This is a genomic window from Dyadobacter flavalbus (genome assembly GCF_006149045.1).
In the GTDB taxonomy this organism is placed as follows: Bacteria; Bacteroidota; Bacteroidia; order Cytophagales; family Spirosomataceae; genus Dyadobacter; species Dyadobacter flavalbus.
In genome coordinates this window covers 661,215-681,948 of sequence record NZ_VBSN01000038.1, presented here as the reverse complement: position 1 = coordinate 681,948, position 20,734 = coordinate 661,215, and the positions used below count along the sequence as shown (strand labels likewise).

The following is a 20,734-nucleotide window of genomic DNA, read 5'->3' as shown; positions in this document are numbered from 1 at the left end:
ATTGCTTGCCTAAATTCCCGCACGCGAAAGCCCGTTCCGAAACCCTGAAAATCCTATGAAGACAAGTACTGAAACGACAAGAAGAAATTTTCTGAAAAATGTTTCCCTGGGAACTGCTGCATTGCTTGCTTTTTCCGATTTACAGGCGGGTACCGGCAAAAAAGGCGATGTCAGAATTGGTTACTCGGCGATAACATGGGGCGGAAAGGATGAACAGGCCATCAGTGATCTGGCTGCACTCGGTTTCAGGGGCGTCCAGCTGCGGGCAAATACGTTCGGGCCATACCGGAACCGTGTTTCGGAACTGAAAGATTCGCTTGTAAAAAACAACCTAACCCTTTGCATGTTTTCCAGCGGGAACGTAGAAATCGATCCTGCAAAGCGGGAAAGTACAATTGATACGCACGTGGCGCATGCCAGTTTTGTAAAAGCACTCGGCGGAAATGCATTGCAGCTGACGAACAGCCTGCGGCCAAAAGACCGTGCTCCATCCGTGGAAGAACTTATGAAGCTGGCTGAGGTCATGAATGAAATCGGCAAGCAGACGGCCGATCTGGGCGTACAGGCTGTATATCACAATCATATGCATCAGCTTGGAGAAACACCGGAAGAAGTGGACACCATTGTACAGGCGCTGGACCCGCGCTATACGAAGCTGCTGCTGGATATTGCACATTACAAGCAGGGCGGGGGCGAGCCTGAAGATGCAGTTATCAGGTATAAAAATATCATTCATTCACTCCATTTAAAAGATACAAAACCGGCCGATACCAAAAACGGTTACAAGTTTGTCGAGCTCGGCGAAGGCCGTGTGAATGTGCCTGCGGTTTTTGCAGCACTGGACAAGATCAGGTTCAAAGGCTGGGCCGTTGTGGAGCTGGACGGCGTTCCCGATCCTGAAAAGTCCCCGCTTGCCTGCGCCGAGATCAACAAGAAATATATTACCGAAGTCTTGAAGTATCCGCTGTAAACGTCCGGGTTCAAATTAAAATTTAATAATCTTCAAGTCGTTAACTTTCAGTCCATAGGGCCGGAAAGCAAGTTCATATTAAAGGGTAAGCAATGAATTTGTAGGGGTATTTGCAGCAATACTTCGTTATATTGATAACAAGCCATTTATTGTGCTTCAGTCATTCATTTCCGGGTTCAGTTACATCAATCAGTTTTCTATTACAATGAATCATTTTAAAATTTCTATTTGCCTTTTTCTGCTGTTATCCTTTCATGCAGTCATTGCCCAGAAATCCGGAGACGGCTGGGAAAATCTTTTTAACGGTAAAGACCTCACCGGATGGAAACAGCTGAACGGCAAAGCAAAATATGAAGTAAAGGACGGCACCATTGTCGGTACTTCCGTCATGGATACACCCAATTCGTTTCTGACTACCGAGAAGAACTACGGCGATTTTATCCTGGAATGTGACGTAAAAGTGGATAACAAACTCAACTCCGGCATTCAGATCCGCAGCTTGTCTACGCCGGAATACCAGAATGGCCGCGTGCATGGTTATCAGGTCGAAATCGATCCGAGCGACCGCGCATATTCCGCGGGAATTTACGACGAAGCGCGGCGCGGCTGGCTGTACCCGCTGGATCTGAACCCAACGGCAAAAAAGGCTTTTAAAAAAGATGAATGGAACAAATACCGCATTGAAGCCATCGGCAACTCGATCCGTACCTTTCTGAACGGCGTTCCGGTGGCGCATGTCATTGACGATATGACGCCGAGCGGGTTTATTTGTCTGCAGGTACATGCAATCGGCAGTAAAGATCTGGAAGGCACGCAGGTTAGCTGGAAAAATGTACGCATTCAGACCAGTAACCTGAAACCAAGCCCTGCTGCCAATATCCGCATCGTTAACCTTGTTCCGAATTCCTTGACCGCAGCAGAAAAAGCACAGGGCTGGTCGCTGCTTTATGATGGAAAATCCGCGGATCAGTGGAAGTCATACGGCGGAAATGATTTCCCGTCCAAGCGGTGGAGTTACAATGACGGAACAATAACCATTTCCAAATCAGACGGTTCTGAAACGGGTAATGATATTATTACCAAAAAACTGTACGGTCCCGCTTTTGAATTTACTTTTGATTTCAAACTGACAGAAGGCGCAAACAGCGGCGTGAAATACTTTGTGGATCAGAAGTTCAGCTCCGGCGGAAAATCGGGCATCGGCTGTGAATATCAGGTGCTTGATGATGAAAAACATCCGGATGCCAAACTGGGCAAAAACGGAAACCGTACGATTGCCTCTTTTTATGACGTCATTCCCGCTGACCGCCCGAGAAATGCCGTAAAAAAAATAGGGGAGTGGAATCAGGGAAGAATTGTAGTACAGAAAGATGGCACTGTTCAGCATTTCCTGAACGGGTACAAAGTTGTCGAATACGTTCGTGGTTCGCAGCAATTCAAGGATTTTGTTGCAGATTCCAAATTCAAGAATTTTGAAGGGTTCGGTCTCTCGCAGAAAGGCAATCTGCTTTTGCAGGATCATGGCGACAACGTTTCTTTCCGCAGCCTCCGGATCAAGGAAATTGATTAGGCCGGAACCAAAAAGTGCTTTTAAACGAAAACCCGATCAGAAACCTATTTTCAAGTGAATAAAATTGGGTCACTGTTTAAATCAGTCCTAGTTATAAGTTAATATAAATTTATACAAACGAGCTATTTATTTTAGCCAACAGCCAACAGCCAATAGCCAACAGCTGACAGCCAACAGCTGACAGCCGTAAATTCTAATAACCCGTATCAACATTTTTTACAGACAATATCTATGAACAGCAGGAGGGATTTCATAAAAAAAACAGCTTTGGCTTCTGCCGGGATTGCCGCAGGTTCCAATGCTTTCGGAGCTGCGAGTTACCGTCGTATACTTGGTGCAAATGACAAGGTAAGAGTGGGCATCATCGGTTTTTCAGACCGTTTCCGCAGTTCGCTTGCGCCCAGTTTTTCAGATCATGCCAAGGATATGAACTTTGAGTTTATGGGTGTTTCCGACTTGTGGAACCGCCGCCGCGACGAAGCAGAGGCTTTTATGAAAGGCAAAAGCTATGCTTCGGGTGAATTTGTAAGAGCGCGGAATAATGAAGAACTGCTTGGCCGGAAAGATGTGGACGCCGTGATTATCAGTACGGCTGATTTTCAGCACGCGCTGCATTGTGCCGAAGCCGTAAAATCCGGTCGTGACGTGTATGTTGAAAAGCCTTTTGCTGAAACACTGGAAGATGCCAAAGTAGCATTGCGGGCTGTGGAAAATTCCAAGCAGATTGTTCAGGTCGGATCGCAGCGAAGAAGCGCACCCAATTACTGGGCTGCATACGAATATATTAAATCGGGTAAATTCGGTGATATTACGACGGTTGAAATGACGTGGAACGTCAATCAGCCCGGCCGGTGGAGACGTCAGGAACTGGTATCACAGATCAGAAAAGAAGATACGGATTGGGACCGTTTTCTGATGAACCGCCCGAAAGTGGAATGGAACCCGCGTTACTATCTTGAATTCCGCCTGTTTTATCCGTATTCTTCCGGCATTCCCGGACAATGGATGGCACACCAGATTGATACCGTTCACTGGTTTTCTGGTCTGGATGCGCCGCGAAACGTCGTTGCCAACGGTGGCATTTACACCTGGAAAGATGGCCGTACCAATGTGGACACATTCAGCGCCGCTTTCGAGTACGGCCCGTTTGACAATAAGGACAAAGGATTTCAGGTCATTTATTCGTCCCGGTTCAACAATGAGGCAGGCGGTGTAAAGGAATACTATTACTCCAACGGCGGAATGATCAATCTGGACACCAACAAGATAACTCCGGAAGGCGGGCTTAAAGAAAAAGATGCCAAATCCATGGGTCTTCAGGCCAATCTGCTTCCGGAAATGGCGCTGAAAACAGGCGATAAAATTGCAACGGATGCCAATACAGGAGCTGACCCGATGACATCGCTGCATATGCGCAACTGGATGGAATGCGTAAGAAGCCGCAAGGAAACCAATGCGCCGGCAAAAGTAGGATTTAACCATTCGGTTGCCAACATTATGGCCACGCAGGCACTTCATACAGGCAAACGCGTGAACTGGGACCCGACCAAAAAGGAGATTGTCCTGAGTTAAGGAAGGTAACTGATCAAAGGTTGATTAATATAATAACTTGGAACAGCGTTCTTAAACAATCCGATTGACGTGAACCTTAAAAATACCGGCATAGCATTGGCCAGCTTTTCCCTTGCAGCGATAACGGGAATCGTAAATGCTCAGAAAGTTGAGATGATCAACCATGTGAAGGATAAAAAGGTAGAAGTCAGAATCGATGGAAAACCGTTTACATCCTATTTTTACCCGGGTGAAAAAACGTTGAAAAAAGCCGTCTTGTATCCGGTTCAGACTGCAAAAGGAACTTTGGTTACGCGCGGATGGCCGTTGGACCCGAGACCCGGAGAACGTGTGGATCATCCGCATCACGTGGGCATGTGGCTGAATTACGAAGATGTGAACGGAAACGATTACTGGAACAATTCGGATGCAGTGGATCATGAAAAGCGGGCTTACGGAACGATTGTACATACCGGCATAACTTCCGTAAAAAGCAGCGGCAATAAAGGGGAACTAAAAGTAACGGCGGACTGGATTGATAAAAACGGGACCTTGACCATAAAGGAAACAACTACGTACGTTTTCAGCGGAAAAGGCGACAACAGAGTTATTGACCGTTCCACAACGCTTACGGCTGTTACGGATGTGTCCATGCCGGATGTAAAAGACGGTATGTTTGCAATACGTGTAGCACGCGAACTTGAATTGCCTTCCGATAAACCGGAGATATTTACGGACGCCAGCGGTATTGCGACCAAAGTGCCGGTTATGAACAACACCGGAATTACAGGCAATTACCGCAACAGCAACGGGATTACCGGGGAAGCAGTTTGGGGAAAACGCGCCATCTGGTGTAATCTGACGGGTAAAATCAAAGATGAGGACATCAGCATTGCCATCATTGACCATCCCAGGAATGTCGGCTATCCGGCATACTGGCATGCACGAGGATATGGCTTGTTTGCTGTAAACCCGTTAGGAATGAAGGCATTGAGCGACGGCAAGGAAGTGCTGGATTTTAAATTGAAAAAAGGCGAATCGACGACGTTCCGTTACCGTACGATCATTGCTTCGGAACATCTGCAGGATGCTGCACTGAACAGTTTTGCAGCGGATTATGCAAAAACAGAATAGTACTTCGTTCAGTTGAATACATTGACAACATACAACGCCTCCATTTAGGGGCGTTGTTTTTTTACGTAATCCTGTGAGCAAAACAACCTATATCGCCCTGTTGAGAGGCATCAATGTCAGCGGAAGCAATATGATTAAAATGCCGGTACTTCAGACATTGTTTGAAGCGGCGGGCTGTGAAGCAGTGAAAACCTATATTCAGAGCGGAAATGTAGTTTTTACACATCAGAACCTGACTTGCCGGGATCTGGCAGACAAAATCAGGAATATGATCAGTAAGGAACTGAACATGCATGTTCCGGTTCTTGTAATGGAACGTTCAAAATTTATGGAAATCCGGCAGGACAATCCTTTTCTGAATGGCAGAAATGAAGATACTTCGCAGCTGCATGTTACGTTTCTGTTTGAAAAACCGGATTCCGAAAAGTGGGTGAAAATGGATCCCGCCAAATACTTGCCCGATGAATTTGTACTCGCGGATAAAGTAATTTACCTGTTTTGTCCGTCGGGCTACGGCAAAACCAAACTGCATAACAACTTTTTTGAAAGTAAACTTAAGATAACGGCAACCACAAGAAACTGGAAAACGGTATTGGCGTTGGCTGATGGGGTTCAGGATAAAGTCATTGACGGTGGTCATTAAGTCATGGGTTGTTTACATTTTAGTCATTGATTGTGGATATATAGTCATGGGTTGTATACGATTTAGTCATTGATTGTTATGTAAATGATGACTGGTGGTCGGCTTCGGGCTTGCATGGATTATACGCTAACAGCTAAAAGCTGGCAGCTAAAAACCAGCTGCAAGCTATGGATTTTGACAATGCCCGAAGAATTTGTACTCTTGAAGCCTGAACGGTAGAAAATCGACTTTCACTGAAAAAGCCTTCAAACAGAAAATATCAAAAACAGCATTTTATTAAAACATGGAAGATAAAACAAGACGTAAGTTTTTACAAAATGCAGGCCTGGCGACGCTGGCAGCCGTAAACCCGCTTGCCGCAGAACCTGAAAGAGAAAAGGAATTGTTTATTCACCACGTCTTTTTTTATCTGAAAGACCCGAACAACGCGCAGGATGAAGCAAAGCTTCTGGAAGGACTGCATATGCTGGCCAAAGTTCCGACCATCCAGTACGTCCACATCGGAAAACCGGCAAATACAAACAGGAGCGTGATTGTGAAGGATTACACATTTTCATGGATGTGTTTTTTCAAAAATATCATTGAAGAAGAAATTTACCAGACGCATCCGATCCATCTTGATTTTGTAAAAAACTACTCGCATTTGTGGGAGAAAGTACATGTATTTGATTCAGTAGGGCCTAAAAAGGTCAGTTAGGATCAGCGGTTTTCTAAGGGCCATCAGCCATTAGAAAATAAATGGATTGCTTTTTCATGATCGGGAACTTCCTTGAAAGAGATATATATGCAGAAGAGAAAATCAACAAAAATCCAGTAAAATAAATAGTGATTTTCTCTTTACTGTTATTCTGTTATTAAATCACTAAATATGCCTGCTGTTTCCAAGTTTTTCAAATCGCTCTTTTTTGTTTCTGTTGCATTTGTTCCAACGCTTTCTGCACAAAATCCGAACGCCGGCGTTCAGGTAAATCAGGTTGGTTTTTATCCGGGAGGCAGGAAAATTGCAATCATTTCCGGTGATAAAAACGCCGCTTTTACTGTCAAAGAAGCTTCTTCCGGAAAAGTGGTTTTCAAAGGAAAATCTGGCGAACCGGTTACCAATCCGTATTCAGGAAAAAAAACGCAAACGGCCGATTTCAGTGATTTTAAGAAAGCCGGTAAATTCTACATTGAAGTAAATACAAACAGTAAATCGCCCGTTTTTGAAATTAAAGATCGTGTACATAAGGAAGCAGCGCTTGCTTCATTGAAAGGCTTTTATTATCAGCGTGTTTCCACCGATCTTCCTGAAAAGTATGCGGGCAAATGGGCACGTCCGGCCGGACATCCCGATGACAAAATCCTGATCCATGCATCCGCTGTTTCTGCCGGCAGGCCGGAAAATACTGTAATCCGTTCGCCGCGAGGCTGGTACGATGCAGGTGATTACAATAAATACATTGTCAATTCCGGGATTACAATGGGTACTTTGTTGTCGTTGTACGAAGATTTTCCAGCTTATTTTGAAGATTTCAACACCAATATTCCCGAAAGTACCAATGCCGTTCCCGACTTGCTGGATGAAGTAATCTGGAATCTTCGCTGGATGCTGACGATGCAGGACACAGAGGACGGAGGCGTTTATCACAAGCTGACTAACCCAAGGTTCGACGGAATGATTATGCCGGATGCCGCCAGAAATCCAAGATATGTCGTACAGAAAGGCACTGCAGCCACGCTGGATTTTGTCGCAGTCATGGCGCAGTCGGCCCGGATTTTAAGAAATTTCAATGCGCAGCTGCCGGGATTGGCGGATTCCTGTTCTGTAGCAGCGGTAAAAGGCTGGCAATGGGCAAAGAAGAATCCTACCATAATGTATGATCAGAATGAACTGAACAAGCAGTTTGATCCCGATATTGTAACCGGCGCATACGGAGACAAAAATGTCAGTGACGAATGGATCTGGGCGGCCGCAGAAATGTATGCCTTGACCAAAAAGCCTGAATATCTGAACACCATTTCTCTTGAAACCGAGCGTGCCATGCCGCTGCCGACATGGAGCCAGGTGAAAGCGCTGGGATATTATACGCTTTTGCGTTTTGCGGATGAGCTGAAAATGGAAAGCAAACTTTCATCTGATCTGAAAAAAAGCGTCCTCAACTTTTCCGATGATCTGATCCAAGATTATGAAAAACAGCCTTATCATACGGTTATGGGTAAATCGGAGAAGGATTATTCATGGGGAAGCAGCTCGGTGGCGGCCAATCAGGGCATTGCCTTGCTGTATGCCTACAAGCTTACAAAAGACGCTAAATACGTGAACGCCGCACTGGAAAATCTGGATTATCTGTTAGGCAGGAATGCGACGGGTTACAGTTTTCTGACAGGTTTTGGTTCGAAACAGGTTATGCACCCGCACCACAGGCCGTCTATTGCGGATGGAATTGCTGAGCCGGTTCCCGGATTGCTTTCTGGCGGACCAAATCCCGGCCAGCAGGATAAATGCACGACTTACACGAGCAAGTTTGCAGACGAATCATTTACGGACGACGACTGTTCGTATGCTTCCAATGAAATAGCGATCAACTGGAATGCGCCGATGGTTTACCTTGCAGCTGCATTGGAAGCCATTATGAGCAAATCAAAATAAAGATTCCGGGAATAAAAACCCTTGTATAGCAAGGGTTTTTATTCGTGGGTCGATTCTATTGGAACAGTCGGAGGCGTTTCGTTGTAGCCTTTTTTATCGTTCATATTCTCCGATTCAGAATCTTTGATCGCATCTTTTTTCAGGCTTTTGGATGGTTTCTGACTGTCATCTTCCTGCTTGATTTTACCTTTCGGGCCGCCGTGCGTCGGTGAGCCGCCTTCTACGTCTTCGGGATTCACTTGATTTTCCATGATCATGTTTGTTCTTTTCTTGTTGATAGCAATTTTTGTTCCTGACTTATATACGTAAGATGTGAACGGTGAAACGTGAAAAGCAAGATGGAACGGGTGAAAGTACTCAGGTTGTATGTATCGTTTGTTCTACACTTGTTTTCTGAATGCTGTTTTCACGGACATTTGTTGTTCTTGGATAATTTTATGAAAAGTTTGATTAAAATGAATCCTCTAATTCCAACTTACAGGATTGTACAAGTGTCTTTTTGTTGTTGAAAATCCTGAACGCCCATGCTATGAAAAAGTTTGTTCTTCCTGTTCTGATCGTTTGTTCACTGTTATCCTGTAAGGATAAAGATGTTTCTTCCAATGTTTCGGTTTGCGGTGTAAACGATCCGGTCCGTAACCTTCCGTGGCTTAAAAATCTGATTGAAAAAGCAATTGATGATAAAGAGGCCAATATCCTGACGGTTAAGCTCCTGGAATTCAAAGGCCGGCCTATTTTCAATTACAATACTTTATATATGTCCTGTTACGGCTGTGTCAATTATGAATGTGACGGCTCCCGTGTTGATATAAGCAAATTTACAGAACAGGAATTAAAGGAGTTCTGGGCTTTGATTAACGATGCTTCGGGCAAAAAAACGATCTTATGGCCTGAAAAGTAGCTTATAATTCGTACCTTTTGGTATAACCTTACTGATTTTATGCCAGAAGAAATTTCAAAAACTGCATTACTCGCCGGCGCAACCGGTCTGGTCGGACAGCAAGTACTTCAGAACCTGCTGGAAACTCCGTATTATTCGGAAGTAAAAGTTCTGACCAGAAGGCCGCTGAACATCAGCAATCCCAGGCTTACGGAAATTATCACGGATTTTGATAAGCCCGACCGCACACTGATCCGGGCGGATGATATTTTCTGCTGTCTTGGAACAACCATTAAAAAAGCGGGCTCGCAAGAAGCATTTAAAAAAGTAGATCTGGATTATCCTGTCAGGATTGCAGAATTTGCAAAGATAAACGGTGCTGAAAAATACCTGATTGTGACGGCAATGGGAGCAGATACCAAATCGGTATTTTTTTATAACCGCATCAAAGGTGAAGTGCAGGAAAAGCTGGCTGCAATGAAATTTGATTCGTTACATATTCTTCAGCCTTCGTTGCTGCTGGGCAAGAGAGCAGAAAGCCGGTTGGGTGAGAAGATAGGTGAGGTGTTTTCCAACTTGTTTGCTCCTTTCATGAACGGCTCTCTGAAAAAGTACAAAGCCATTGAATCTTCCAAAGTGGCCCGTGCCATGGTGTCACTGGCCATGAAACCTGAAAAGGGTATATTTATACACGATTCTGCAGCATTACAGCAATATTAGTCAGATGAATTTGGAAACACTGAAAATCAGAACCGTAGCCGGCGAAGATGAAGAAATAATTTATAGAATGATCTGCGGCCTTGAAAATATGGAAATGGACCGTACGGCATTCAACAAGGTATTCCGTGCAAATCTGAAAAGTGACAACATTCAGTACTTCATTGCCGAGCTGAACGGAAATCCCGTCGGTATGGTGAGCTGCCATATTCAGCCTTTGCTGCATCATGCGGCACTGGTTTCTGAAATTCAGGAAATGTATGTGGAACCGGATTATCGTTCGGCCAAAATCGGAAAAGCGCTGATGGAGCATGTAACTGCATTTGCAAAAAGCCAGGGAGCCGTTCAGATGGAAGTGACATCGCGCAACACGCGTGAAAATGCGCATCGTTTTTACCAGCGGGAAGGGTTTGAAAAGTCGCATGTAAAGCTTGTGCGGTATTTCAGGAATGCATGATAAAAAAGCATCCGGTCACGGACCGGATGCTTTTTGCATTACCCTAAACCTTCAACTGCTCTTAATATCTGTATCTGCGGTCGCGTGCCCAGTGATCGCCTCTCCGGCTGCTCATTCTGCGTGTATCCGCCATCAGCCTTTCCAGATCTTCCCGCAGAATCCGGGTTTCGCGCGGAGACAGACGGCCGCGGTGGCTGAACTTCCTTTCCATGGCTTCAATTCTTTCATACTGGTTCATGAGTGCACTGGCTTCACGGGAATTCAGTGTTCCGCGCTGGATGCCTGTTGAAATTTCCTGACGTACTTCTCTCTGCAGGTAGCCTATTTCCGAAGACCGGTCATGGCGGTAATCCTGGTTATAACGATCGCGGTTATTGTAATCCCGGTGGTCATAACGGTCATTGTACGGATACTGGGCGGAAGCACCTGTGAAACTTAAAGCGAACATTACGGCGGCAACAAATATCTTTTTCATGACTAATAAATTTAAAGTTCATGGGTTAGAGCGCCGCGATGCAATGAGGTTTAAAAGCAGGTTGTTAATGATTGTTAAGGAAAAATAACTTATGCACGTGGCGTGCCGATGGACGAGCGGATGGCTTCCTGCGCTTCTTCAAGTATGTCTTCTACTTTTCTGCCGGCGGGTTCGATGCCCGGCAGCACAGTCCAGGAGAGATCGGAAAAAGATTTCAGCGGAAATATTCCTTTGGGATTGAATGCGCCGGTTCCGGCAATGGCTATGGGAACAACGAGCGCATCCGGAGCACGTTTGAGCAGGGTTGCCACGCCGCCTGCAATGAACGGTTTCATAATGCCGCTAGCCGTACGCGTGCCTTCCGGAAAAATAATGGCTGAGGATTTTTCCTCGAAAATCAGTTTGCCCAGCCGGGAAATTTCCATCACAGCCTGTTTGCTGTCCTTGCGGTTAATGAGTGCGGCGCCGCTTTTACGAAGGTTATAGGAAATGCTTGGAACGCCTTTTGAGAGTTCTATTTTGGAGACAAAACGGGGATGATATTTCCTCAGAAGCCAGATCAATGCCGGAATATCAAATGTACTCTGGTGATTGGCTACGAAAATGATAGTCCGGTTATCCGGAATAACGGTGTGGTTAACGAGTGAAATCCGGGAATAGGTAAGGTAAATTCCGAATGTCAGAAAGAAGTTGAGGATATCAACTGCAACCTTGTGGACTTTCTTGCCGAAAACATTATAAGCGATAACCTGAATAACGTGAAAGACAAGCAGGGTTAATCCAAAATGAATTAGGTAAATAATACTGAGAGGGTAGTCAAGGATTTTTTTCATTCCGGTTTTTTCTGCAAAAATAGTTCAAAACTGCTTTGTTTATCCTAATTTGTAACGAAGTAAAAAGTTATTGATCGTTCAATACTTACTTTTATTTCACGTACTTTGTAAAAATACATCAAGCGTTTAAACCTCAATAACAATGGACACCGCACTTTCAGCAGAGAGACTTGAAGTCATGCAACATGTAGGAAAAGATCTGGATATGCTGATGGCAGAATACCTTAAGCCAATTGAAGAAAACTGGCAGCCTACTGATTTTTTACCTGATTCTACCAAAGATAACTTTCTTACTGAAGTCAAATTGCTGCAGGAAAGCTGCCGCGATCTGCCTTACGATTACATAGCAGTACTGATCGGAGATACAATTACAGAAGAGGCACTGCCGACTTACGAATCCTGGCTAATGGATGTCATCGGTGTGGATCAGGTGGATAATCCTTCGGGATGGTCGCAGTGGGTGCGCAGCTGGACTGCCGAGGAAAATCGTCATGGCGACTTGCTGAACAAATATCTGTATTTGTCCGGACGTGTAAACATGCGGGCCATGGAAGTGTCCACCCAATTTCTTATTGCAGACGGCTTCGACATCGGCACAGATCGTGATCCTTACAGAAACTTTATTTATACTTCGTTTCAGGAGCTGGCAACCAATGTTTCGCACCGGCGTACGGCAACGCTTGCAAAGAAGTTCGGAAATCCGCATTTATCCAAAATCTGCGGTGTCATTGCTTCGGATGAAATGCGTCATGCAAAGGCCTACAAGGCATTTGTAAGCCGGATCCTTGAAGTGGATCCCTCCGAGCTTTTGATTGCACTGGAAGATATGATGCGGAAAAAAATTGTTATGCCGGCTCATTTCATGCGTGAATCCGGTGTGAAAATGGGAGATACTTTTTCTCATTTTTCGGATGCGGCTCAGAGGCTTGGCGTTTATACAACCAACGATTACATCGAGATTCTGGAATCCTTGCTTTCAGAATGGGAAATTGGGGCGGTCAGGAACGTTAATGAAAAGGCTGAAAAAGCAAGAGATTACCTGATGGCGCTTCCGGCACGTTTGAAAAGAATCGCAGACCGTACACGCATTCCTGAACTGCAATACGAATTCAGCTGGATAAGCTAGCAACTTCAATATCTTACAACAAAAAAGCCTTCGTTTGCGAAGGCTTTTTTGTTGTTATTTAATCAGCAGAACAGACCCTTTTTTACGGATTTTCTTGCCGTCTTCCGCTGTGCCTTCAATTTCCCACACATAATATCCGCCGATCGGCTTTGACCCTTTAAAACTTCCGTCCCAGCCCTGACCCAGCTGATTAGTGTAAAATACAACTTCACCCCAGCGGTTGTAAACCTTGAAATAGGAAAGGGATGCAATGCTGAAAACCACGGGCGTCAATACTTCATTTTTGCCGTCGCCATCGGGCGTAAATGCCGTCGGCATACTGATGTTGCCGTTTCTGGTGACAAGCAGGTTAACGCTCGCTGAACCTGCGCACCCGGATGCGGTCGTTACATTGACCGTGTAGGTCTGATCTTCCTGCAAAGTGGCAATCGGGTTCGGGCTTGCCGGGTTGTTCAGGCCGGCGGGAGGCGACCACAAGTAAGTTGCGTCGGCAGCATTCGGGATCTGCGGTGAAGACACCGCAAGCTGAAACGGAACATTGTAGCTGACGGTTGCATCCGGCGTAACAGCCAGTTCCAGCGCCGTAACAACCGTAATCGTCACCGTATCCTGCTGCGTACAATTACCCTGACCGGCCGTTACAATGTACTGTGTAGTGACATTCGGACTGGCAACCGGATCTTTGACATTCGGGTTATCAAGACCGGTTTGCGGCGACCATGAATATTGCTGGGCATTGCTGTTTGTGGTCAGGTTTACAGTTTGACCAACACAAATGGAAGCATCGGCAATCGTGGAAACGATGAGGTTATTTTCAAATTCCACCTTGATTTCCTTTTGAACCGTACAATTGTTGGCGTCTTTGACAAAAACCTTGTAAACAGCGGGCGTCAGTTTGAAAGTATTGTCTGTCTGGTAATTAACCGAATCAATGGAGTACTGGTACGGAGCAAGACCGGCTGCTGCATTGACCGTCAAAGTTGCTTCTGTATTGTCCTCACAACTGCCGGCGATCAGTGACGTAGTCATATTCAGATCACTGATAATGGCCTGTTTACGGTTTATCAAAGAATTTCCGCAGGCAGTGTTTGTTACAGTGAGGGTTATATTTTTGGTTCCGCCGTTATCCCAGGTCACAACATAAGGACCCATTCCCGAGCCGGAAACGACTTTGCCGCCATCCCAGTCCCAGGCAAAAGTATAGCCTGTGCCGGGAGCGGGAATGTTGCCTGTATATTTGATGTCGATATTTTGCGGAATGCCGCAGCTTGGATTGGGCGAAATTGAAAAATCCGCATAAGGATTAATATTTGCTACAAAGCATAACTCAGAATATACTTTGTTTACATCCGCTTGTGAGGAAATTTCATTACTGAAATTTATGTATGCAAAGTTAGCTTCACCCGACTCACAGGTTACAGATTCATCATCTCTGAAAATATAGATCGGCGTTCCTGCTTTTCCAACATACAATCCGTCGGTATCATTAAATGTGACAAACAAAATATTATTGACATAAACTTCCATAATTTTTGACTGTCCGTTCCGGGTAAATGTTAAAAGGTAATACTCGTCATTGTTAAAAAAAGGACATTGGCCCGCAATGCCGGTTGGGTAAAAATCCATACAGCGGTCACTCGACCCGTCAATGTCTTTAAAGTAAATTCCAACATCATCAACGCCGTTGGAAAAGTCAATAATGCGGGTCCATGTTAAACCCCAGTCCGTAACCTTGACATACATCTGAATGGTGTAATTATCTGTAATTGCCCCTTCGGTATTCGGATACGCAAGTCCCCAGTTGAGCGCGTTATGGTAAACGCTTCTTTGTATGCCGCAGGGAAGTCCGTCTTTTATAAAGCCACCGGGAGAAGAACCGGCATTACAGGAGCCTAGTGCCTGCGCGGGTTGAAGCTCCGGGCCGCATTCCGGTTTGGCTACTTCCAGATTTTCATAAAATCGATAAGTATGGCTGATTTTCTGCGCTGCGACAGCATGAATGAAAAGAGAAAAACAGGTAAAAAAAAGTAGTTTTATATTCATACCAAAACCGAATTCAGAAGTAAAATCGAACGTGAGTAAAGCTGCCTGAAACGAAATACCGGGCCAGGCCAAAAAATTGAATCAGGCAAAGTTGTTAAATAAAATTACGGCAATTCCGGTCAAAACGATTATTTGTTTACATTTTTTACTAAACGCTATAAAACACAAAACAGACACGGAATATCCATGTCTGTTTTGTGTTTTATCCAAAAAAGTGCAGCTTACAGGTCTGTGGATTTTAACACCCCTTTTTTAAGCATCAGCGCCGGACTGACTTTAAGATTATCCCGAAGCTGTTTCTGAATGGAAACAACCTTTCTAACGGCGCTTGTTCTGGCATTTACATCGGCTGGAATTCCCATTACATCCAGCGCTTTGCGGAACAAGGTTTCGTTTTCGTCACCAAACGCTTTATATGGAACGGCTGAATCTTCGACAAGGTAAGTCGGCGTCATTCCGTTTACAGTGCCGTAATCCGATTCGCCGTTTGCATTGGCAGTTTGTCCGAGCATAATGTAGGCGCCCCAGTTCCAGCGTTTCTGATCATCGTTAATCAACGAACCGAAAAGGTTTTTGCCTGCCGTATGCTCACCGATTGTAACTACATCCATGTAGGGTTTCAGACCGTTGATTACCAATTCACTTGCAGAAGCAGTAGCATTGGATGTCAGCACAAATACGCGGCTCAGATTGCTGCCGATATTATTGGTTTCACTTTGAAAATTGTATTTCAATGCATTTGTACCGTTGGTCTTGTTCCAGTATGCGTTGTATTTGTCATTCCACTGCTCGGTATAGAATATTTTTGAGCTTGACACATTTTTACCGATCAGTGAAGCAAGTGTTTCCGCCGAACTGATGTACCCGCCGGAATTCAGCCTCAGATCCAGAACCAGTTCATTAACGCCCTTGCTTTTGAAATCAGCAAAGACCTGACGAAGTTCATTATCATATTTCTCTTCATCGGCGGTTGTACCCGGCACAAACTGCGTATAAACCAGATATCCGATTGTTTTTCCGTAAGCCGTTTTTGAAATTACGCCTGAAAATGCAACCGGATCTTCATTTACTTCTGCTTTTGTAATGGTCAATGTTGTGTTTGAGGCTGTTATGGCTGTTCCGGTAAGCGTTCCAAGGGTCAATGTCACAGTTTCATTGTTTCCGAGAAGTGCACTGTAATTATCAGATGTCAGCTGCGTTCCGTTTACTTTCAGGATGATGTCGCCTCTTTTCAATCCTGCCGCAGCTGCCGGGCTTCCTTTTACGACATAATTAAGGAACGCAGCAATGCTGGACTTGCTGTCATCGATATAGGAAAGCGAATAGCTGATCCCGAAAATCTTGCTGATTCCGTTGAATTCATTCTGCAAGGCATCAATATCATCTGTAACGCCGGAAAATCTGTCAACAGTTTGTCTTTGATAAACCAGTTTTTCAAAGAATTTATCAGGATCCATGTTTTTGTCGAGGCTGGATTCTGCAGGCATTTCTTTATACCAGAAGTAAGCGTCATTCATGATCTCGTAAAGCCAGCTATTGACATCCTTATTGCTGGTGATGGTGGTTGTATCTACTGCGGTTTCTGCAACAGGCTCAACATCATTGTTTTTGCAACTAAGGGAAAATACGGCAAGGGTAAGAAAAATGTATGTATTAAACTTTCTGAATAGTAACATATTGGATCAGTATTTAAATTTAAGTAACCAGTGGTTCATAGGCGGTTCCGGGTTTGGGTAGATTAACGAAGGCAATTGTAATTACGTATGTCAAAAGAAAAGTGTGGCGCAGAATATTTAAAAAAAAGATCCTTCGGAGCCGCCTGATTCGCGCATCAAGGCCACTCCGCAGGAGTTGAAAAAAATGTAACCATATGCTTTCTACAAACAGGAAGGCCCTCCGGGCCTGCAATACGGCTACGGAGGAGCCTTCTGTTTGTAGCAAACGCAAATGAAGCGTGTAAAGGAAGGCTCCTGCGGAGCCGCCTGATTCTCGCGTCAAGGCCACTCCACAGGAGTTAAAAAAAATGTAACCATATGCTTTGCTACAAACAGGAAGGCCCTCCGGGCAAGCAATACGGCTCCGGAGGAGCCTTCTGTTTGTAGCTCTGAAACAGAGCGGTGCAGATGAAGGCTCCCGCGGAGCCGCCTGATTCTCGCGTCAAGGCTACCCCGCAGGAGTTAAAAAAATGTAACCATATGCTTTGCTACAAACAGGAAGGCCCTCCGGGCCTGCAATACGGCTCCGGAGGAGCCTTCTGTTTGTAGCAAACGCAAATGAAGCGTGTAAAGGAAGGCTCCTGCGGAGCCGCCTGATTCGCGCATCAAGGCCACTCCGCAGGAATTGAAAAACATGTAATAAAATATTTTGCTACAAACAGGAAGGCTCTCCAGACCTGCAATACGGCTCCGGAGGAGCCTTCTGTTTGTAGCTCTGAAACAGAGCGGTGCAGATGAAGGCTCCCGCGGAGCCGCCTGATTCTCGCGTCAAGGCTACCCCGCAGGAGTTAAAAAAATGTAACCATATGCTTTGCTACAAACAGGAAGGCCCTCCGGGCCTGCAATACGGCTCCGGAGGAGCCTTCTGTTTGTAGCAAACGCAAATGAAGCGTGTAAAGGAAGGCTCCTGCGGAGCCGCCTGATTCGCGCATCAAGGCCACTCCGCAGGAATTGAAAAACATGTAATAAAATATTTTGCTACAAACAGGAAGGCCCTCCGGGCCTGCAATACGGCTCCGGAGGAGCCTTCTGTTTGTAGAAAACGCAAAATGCAGTCATGCCAAGGAAGGCTTTTAGCCTGAATGTATAAATCAAATGCCGGTAAGATCTCTGAAGTATTTCCTAGCAATCATGGCATATTCCAGCGGATTGGCTTTGGATGGGTCTTGTTCAGCTTCCAGCACAATCCAGCCGTGGTAATCGCTGCTTTTGATAATGGAAAAAAGAGCAGGAAAATCAATGCAGCCTTCCGGATCGCCGGGAACGGTGAAGACACCTTTCTTTACTGCACTCAGAAAACTCAAACGGTCATCATGTACGCTTTGCAAAATATGCTGACGCACATCCTTCAAATGGATGTGAGCAGTCCGGCCAATGTATTTTTGCAGTGCAGCAACCGGATCTTCACCTGCAAAGTAAAAGTGACCGCAGTCGTAATTCAGGAAAACATTTTCAGGATCGGTTTCATGAAGCAATCTGTCAGTCTCTTCCAAGGTCTGGATGCACGTACCCATATGGTGATGAAATGCCAGTTTCAGGCCACGGTCACGAGCTATTTTACCCAGTTCATTCAGGCCGAAAGTAAAACTGTTCCATTCTTCACTCGTATTCAGCAAGCCTTTTCCTTCAAAAACGGGAACAGTCATTTGTCCCTGACAGCTGTTTCCGGTTTCGCCGCCGCCGATGACTTTGGTACCCATGATTTCCAGAAAGTCCAGAAGTTTAATGAAGTTTTCTCTGTTTTCGGCAAAACTTTTGGTAGTCAGTTCATAGCTGTTCCATTGATTGCAGATCTGTAATCCTCTGAGATCTAATGCTTTTTTAAGAATATTTACATCACGTGGAAACTTGTTTCCCACTTCACAGCCAGTAAATCCGGCCAGTGCCATTTCACTTACGCATTGCTCAAAAGTATTTTCACCGCCCAGTTCAGGCATGTCATCGTTGGTCCAGATGATAGGAGCAACGCCGAGTTTTATATTATCAAAATTCATGTTGTAAGGGGGAAAAGGAAAAAGGGATAAAAGGTGGAAGGGGGAAAAGGTGGAGGAAACTTATTCCTTATTCCTTTTTCCTTTTTCCTTCCTTCTTTCCTCCTTTTATCCATTATAAAAATATCCTTTGTTCTTTCTTGTTGTTGCGGTAAGTTTCATATGCTTTTTGTACACTTGGAGAAGCGGAGACTTCGGCAATCGGAACTTCCCACCATGCATTATATCCCTTTACAGTCCGGTACAAACTGGTTTCAATGTAAATGACCGTTGTGCGTTCATTGGATCTGGCCTGTGAAAGTGCCTCTTCCAGAGAATCTTTGTCGGTTGCCTTGATCACGATTGCACCCAGGCTTTCTGCATTTTTAGCCAGATCGACGGGAAGGAAACTGCCAGACAGCTGCCCGGAATTCTCGTCACGATATTTATACATGGTTCCAAAGCGTTCACTTCCAATACTTTCGGAAAGTCCGCCGATACTTGCATAACCGTTGTTGTTCAGCAGCAAAATGGTAAACCGGACACCTTCCTGAATAGAAGTAATGATTTCATGATTGTTCATCAGATAGCCGCCGTCACCGCAGATCACATAAATTTCGCGGCTCGGATCAGCCATTTTGGCGCCCATTCCGGCAGCAATTTCATAGCCCATGCAGGAAAATCCATACTCCAGATGAAAGTTTTTAGGATCAGTTGCCCGCCATAACTTGTGCAAATCGCCCGGCGCACTTCCGGATGCGTTGATCATAACATCACGGTCATCCATAAAGCTGTTTAACGTACCGATGACAACGGCTTGGTCAATAGGAGGATCCGTGCTGTTTCCTTCTGCATAGATTTGGGTTACTTCATCATCCCAGGCCTTGTTCATGCCGGCAATACGTTTGCGGTATGCTGCATCCACTTCAAAGTTTTCCAGCAGTGACATCAGTTCCTCCAATGTAGCTTTTGCATCGCCTGTCAGCGGCAATGCCGCATGTTTGAATGCATCGAACTCGCTGATATTGATGTTAATAAACTTAACTTCCGGATTTTTAAAGATGGATTTCGATGCCGTCGTAAAATCACTGTAACGCGTTCCGATGCCAATAACCATGTCGGCTTCATTGGCAATTTCAATGGCGTATTTGGTTCCCGTGGCACCGAGCCCGCCGATGCTGTAAGGCGCATCATAACGCACGGCACCTTTTCCGGCAAAAGTCTCTCCAACCGGAATCCCCGTTTTCGTTGCAAACTCATGCAGTCGGTCGCAGGCATCGCTGTAAATGGCTCCGCCGCCGGCTACAATAACCGGATTTTTTGCAGCTTTTATCCATTCCGCCGCTTTTTTCAAATGGTCCAGATCGGGCCGCGGCCTTCCGATATGCCATACTTTTTTCTGAAACAGTGCTTCGGGAAAATCGTATGCATGTGTCTGCACATCTTGCGGCATCGACAAAGTAACTGCACCCATTTCCGCTTGGGAAGTAAGCACGCGCATGACTTCGGGTAAGGAATAAATCAGTTGCTCCGGTCGATTGATCCGGTCCCAATATTTGGAAACAGGCTTGAAGCAGTCATTTACTGAAATATCCTGCGTTCCGGCACTTTCAAGTTGTTGTAAAACGGGGTTTGGCTCGCGTGTGGCAAAAATATCCCCGGGCAACAGCAAAACAGGAAGTCTGTTGATGGTTGCAAGCGCAGCGCCGGTGATCATATTGGTTGCGCCCGGCCCGATGGAAGTGGTGCATACAAAGGCGCCCAGCCTGTTTTTTACTTTGGCATAAGCAACTGCGGTATGCACCATCGATTGCTCGTTCCGGCATTGATAGTAACGAAAGTCAGGATTTTCCTGCAAAGCCTGACCCAGACCAGCCACATTTCCATGTCCGAATATCCCGAAACAACCGCCGAAATAAGGCTGTTCCACGCCATCTCTTTCAATGTACTGATTTTTCAAAAAAGTTATGGTAGCCTGCGCTACGGTAAGTCTTCTTGTCATATTTGTTGTCGTATTAAAC

The 20,734-nt window shown here is 45.3% G+C and carries 18 protein-coding genes; 11 read left to right on the top strand and 7 right to left on the bottom strand.

Annotated elements, in window-relative coordinates; genetic code table 11:
• Positions 1-55: 55 nt before the first annotated feature.
• From FEM33_RS14500 to FEM33_RS14470, 7 genes are all read left to right on the top strand, one after another.
• Complete coding sequence (locus FEM33_RS14500; RefSeq protein WP_139012712.1) at positions 56-970, top strand: sugar phosphate isomerase/epimerase family protein; 915 nt, start codon at positions 56-58, stop codon at positions 968-970.
• 205 nt (positions 971-1,175) lie between these two features.
• The gene (locus FEM33_RS14495; RefSeq protein ID WP_139012711.1) at positions 1,176-2,540 is read left to right on the top strand and encodes a 3-keto-disaccharide hydrolase; all 1,365 of its coding nucleotides are present in this window, start codon (positions 1,176-1,178) and stop codon (positions 2,538-2,540) included.
• Between the two features lie 231 nt (positions 2,541-2,771).
• A complete protein-coding gene (locus FEM33_RS14490) occupies positions 2,772-4,112 on the top strand; it encodes a Gfo/Idh/MocA family protein (RefSeq protein ID WP_139012710.1) in 1,341 nt (446 codons plus the stop codon).
• Positions 4,113-4,265: 153 nt separating this feature from the next.
• A complete protein-coding gene (locus FEM33_RS14485; RefSeq protein WP_374756434.1) occupies positions 4,266-5,225 on the top strand; it encodes a DUF6807 domain-containing protein in 960 nt (319 codons plus the stop codon).
• Positions 5,226-5,298: 73 nt separating this feature from the next.
• The gene (locus FEM33_RS14480; protein ID WP_201747753.1) at positions 5,299-5,868 is read left to right on the top strand and encodes a DUF1697 domain-containing protein; all 570 of its coding nucleotides are present in this window, start codon (positions 5,299-5,301) and stop codon (positions 5,866-5,868) included.
• A gap of 283 nt (positions 5,869-6,151) precedes the next feature.
• The gene (locus tag FEM33_RS14475; protein ID WP_139012709.1) at positions 6,152-6,565 is read left to right on the top strand and encodes a Dabb family protein; all 414 of its coding nucleotides are present in this window, start codon (positions 6,152-6,154) and stop codon (positions 6,563-6,565) included.
• A gap of 171 nt (positions 6,566-6,736) precedes the next feature.
• On the top strand, positions 6,737-8,497 hold the full coding sequence (locus FEM33_RS14470) for a glycoside hydrolase family 9 protein (protein ID WP_139012708.1): 1,761 nt from the start codon (positions 6,737-6,739) through the stop codon (positions 8,495-8,497).
• 38 nt (positions 8,498-8,535) lie between these two features.
• On the opposite strand, the gene FEM33_RS14465 is transcribed toward FEM33_RS14470, so the two are convergent.
• Positions 8,536-8,748 carry a hypothetical protein gene (locus FEM33_RS14465; protein ID WP_139012707.1) on the bottom strand — a complete coding sequence of 71 codons (213 nt, stop codon included), beginning with the start codon at positions 8,746-8,748 and terminating at the stop codon, positions 8,536-8,538.
• Between the two features lie 278 nt (positions 8,749-9,026).
• Here FEM33_RS14465 and FEM33_RS14460 point away from each other — a divergent pair, with 278 nt between their 5' ends.
• Genes FEM33_RS14460 through FEM33_RS14450 form a run of 3 tightly spaced genes read left to right on the top strand, consistent with a single transcriptional unit; the run spans position 9,027 to position 10,551 of the window.
• Positions 9,027-9,398: a hypothetical protein gene (locus FEM33_RS14460; protein WP_139012706.1), complete on the top strand. Its 372-nt coding sequence runs from the start codon at positions 9,027-9,029 to the stop codon at positions 9,396-9,398.
• 39 nt (positions 9,399-9,437) lie between these two features.
• The gene (locus tag FEM33_RS14455; protein ID WP_139012705.1) at positions 9,438-10,097 is read left to right on the top strand and encodes an oxidoreductase; all 660 of its coding nucleotides are present in this window, start codon (positions 9,438-9,440) and stop codon (positions 10,095-10,097) included.
• 4 nt (positions 10,098-10,101) lie between these two features.
• Entirely contained in the window at positions 10,102-10,551 is a 450-nt protein-coding gene (locus FEM33_RS14450) for a GNAT family N-acetyltransferase (RefSeq protein WP_139012704.1), read from the top strand.
• A gap of 61 nt (positions 10,552-10,612) precedes the next feature.
• On the opposite strand, the gene FEM33_RS14445 is transcribed toward FEM33_RS14450, so the two are convergent.
• Positions 10,613-11,026, bottom strand: coding sequence for a hypothetical protein (locus FEM33_RS14445; RefSeq protein ID WP_139012703.1), 414 nt, complete (start codon positions 11,024-11,026; stop codon positions 10,613-10,615).
• Between the two features lie 89 nt (positions 11,027-11,115).
• A complete protein-coding gene (locus FEM33_RS14440) occupies positions 11,116-11,859 on the bottom strand; it encodes a lysophospholipid acyltransferase family protein (RefSeq protein ID WP_139012702.1) in 744 nt (247 codons plus the stop codon).
• Positions 11,860-12,001: 142 nt separating this feature from the next.
• On the opposite strand from FEM33_RS14440, the gene FEM33_RS14435 reads away from it, so the two are divergent.
• Complete coding sequence (locus FEM33_RS14435) at positions 12,002-12,985, top strand: acyl-ACP desaturase (RefSeq protein WP_139012701.1); 984 nt, start codon at positions 12,002-12,004, stop codon at positions 12,983-12,985.
• A gap of 54 nt (positions 12,986-13,039) precedes the next feature.
• Here FEM33_RS14435 and FEM33_RS14430 read toward each other — a convergent pair whose 3' ends face one another.
• The 4 genes from FEM33_RS14430 to iolD form a co-directional block, all read right to left on the bottom strand.
• Positions 13,040-15,028, bottom strand: a complete 1,989-nt coding sequence (locus FEM33_RS14430) for a T9SS type B sorting domain-containing protein (protein ID WP_139012700.1) — start codon at positions 15,026-15,028, stop codon at positions 13,040-13,042.
• A 221-nt stretch (positions 15,029-15,249) separates the two neighbouring features.
• Complete coding sequence (locus FEM33_RS14425) at positions 15,250-16,704, bottom strand: S41 family peptidase (protein ID WP_139012699.1); 1,455 nt, start codon at positions 16,702-16,704, stop codon at positions 15,250-15,252.
• A gap of 1,130 nt (positions 16,705-17,834) precedes the next feature.
• Positions 17,835-18,737 carry a myo-inosose-2 dehydratase gene (gene iolE / locus FEM33_RS14420; protein ID WP_139012698.1) on the bottom strand — a complete coding sequence of 301 codons (903 nt, stop codon included), beginning with the start codon at positions 18,735-18,737 and terminating at the stop codon, positions 17,835-17,837.
• Between the two features lie 112 nt (positions 18,738-18,849).
• Positions 18,850-20,715 (bottom strand): 3D-(3,5/4)-trihydroxycyclohexane-1,2-dione acylhydrolase (decyclizing), encoded by a 1,866-nt coding sequence (gene iolD, locus FEM33_RS14415; RefSeq protein WP_139012697.1) that lies wholly within the window; start codon positions 20,713-20,715, stop codon positions 18,850-18,852.
• Between the last annotated feature and the right edge of the window lie 19 nt (positions 20,716-20,734).

Coding starts and splice junctions, on each gene's coding strand:
- iolD (WP_139012697.1), bottom strand. CDS start 20,715: ATGACAAGAAGACTTACCGTAGCGCAGGCTACCATAACTTTTTTGAAA.
- FEM33_RS14425 (WP_139012699.1), bottom strand. CDS start 16,704: ATGTTACTATTCAGAAAGTTTAATACATACATTTTTCTTACCCTTGCC.
- FEM33_RS14485 (WP_374756434.1), top strand. CDS start 4,266: ATGATCAACCATGTGAAGGATAAAAAGGTAGAAGTCAGAATCGATGGA.
- FEM33_RS14490 (WP_139012710.1), top strand. CDS start 2,772: ATGAACAGCAGGAGGGATTTCATAAAAAAAACAGCTTTGGCTTCTGCC.
- FEM33_RS14450 (WP_139012704.1), top strand. CDS start 10,102: ATGAATTTGGAAACACTGAAAATCAGAACCGTAGCCGGCGAAGATGAA.
- FEM33_RS14445 (WP_139012703.1), bottom strand. CDS start 11,026: ATGAAAAAGATATTTGTTGCCGCCGTAATGTTCGCTTTAAGTTTCACA.
- FEM33_RS14470 (WP_139012708.1), top strand. CDS start 6,737: ATGCCTGCTGTTTCCAAGTTTTTCAAATCGCTCTTTTTTGTTTCTGTT.
- FEM33_RS14430 (WP_139012700.1), bottom strand. CDS start 15,028: ATGAATATAAAACTACTTTTTTTTACCTGTTTTTCTCTTTTCATTCAT.
- FEM33_RS14435 (WP_139012701.1), top strand. CDS start 12,002: ATGGACACCGCACTTTCAGCAGAGAGACTTGAAGTCATGCAACATGTA.
- iolE (WP_139012698.1), bottom strand. CDS start 18,737: ATGAATTTTGATAATATAAAACTCGGCGTTGCTCCTATCATCTGGACC.
- FEM33_RS14500 (WP_139012712.1), top strand. CDS start 56: ATGAAGACAAGTACTGAAACGACAAGAAGAAATTTTCTGAAAAATGTT.
- FEM33_RS14475 (WP_139012709.1), top strand. CDS start 6,152: ATGGAAGATAAAACAAGACGTAAGTTTTTACAAAATGCAGGCCTGGCG.
- FEM33_RS14465 (WP_139012707.1), bottom strand. CDS start 8,748: ATGGAAAATCAAGTGAATCCCGAAGACGTAGAAGGCGGCTCACCGACG.
- FEM33_RS14455 (WP_139012705.1), top strand. CDS start 9,438: ATGCCAGAAGAAATTTCAAAAACTGCATTACTCGCCGGCGCAACCGGT.
- FEM33_RS14460 (WP_139012706.1), top strand. CDS start 9,027: ATGAAAAAGTTTGTTCTTCCTGTTCTGATCGTTTGTTCACTGTTATCC.
- FEM33_RS14495 (WP_139012711.1), top strand. CDS start 1,176: ATGAATCATTTTAAAATTTCTATTTGCCTTTTTCTGCTGTTATCCTTT.
- FEM33_RS14440 (WP_139012702.1), bottom strand. CDS start 11,859: ATGAAAAAAATCCTTGACTACCCTCTCAGTATTATTTACCTAATTCAT.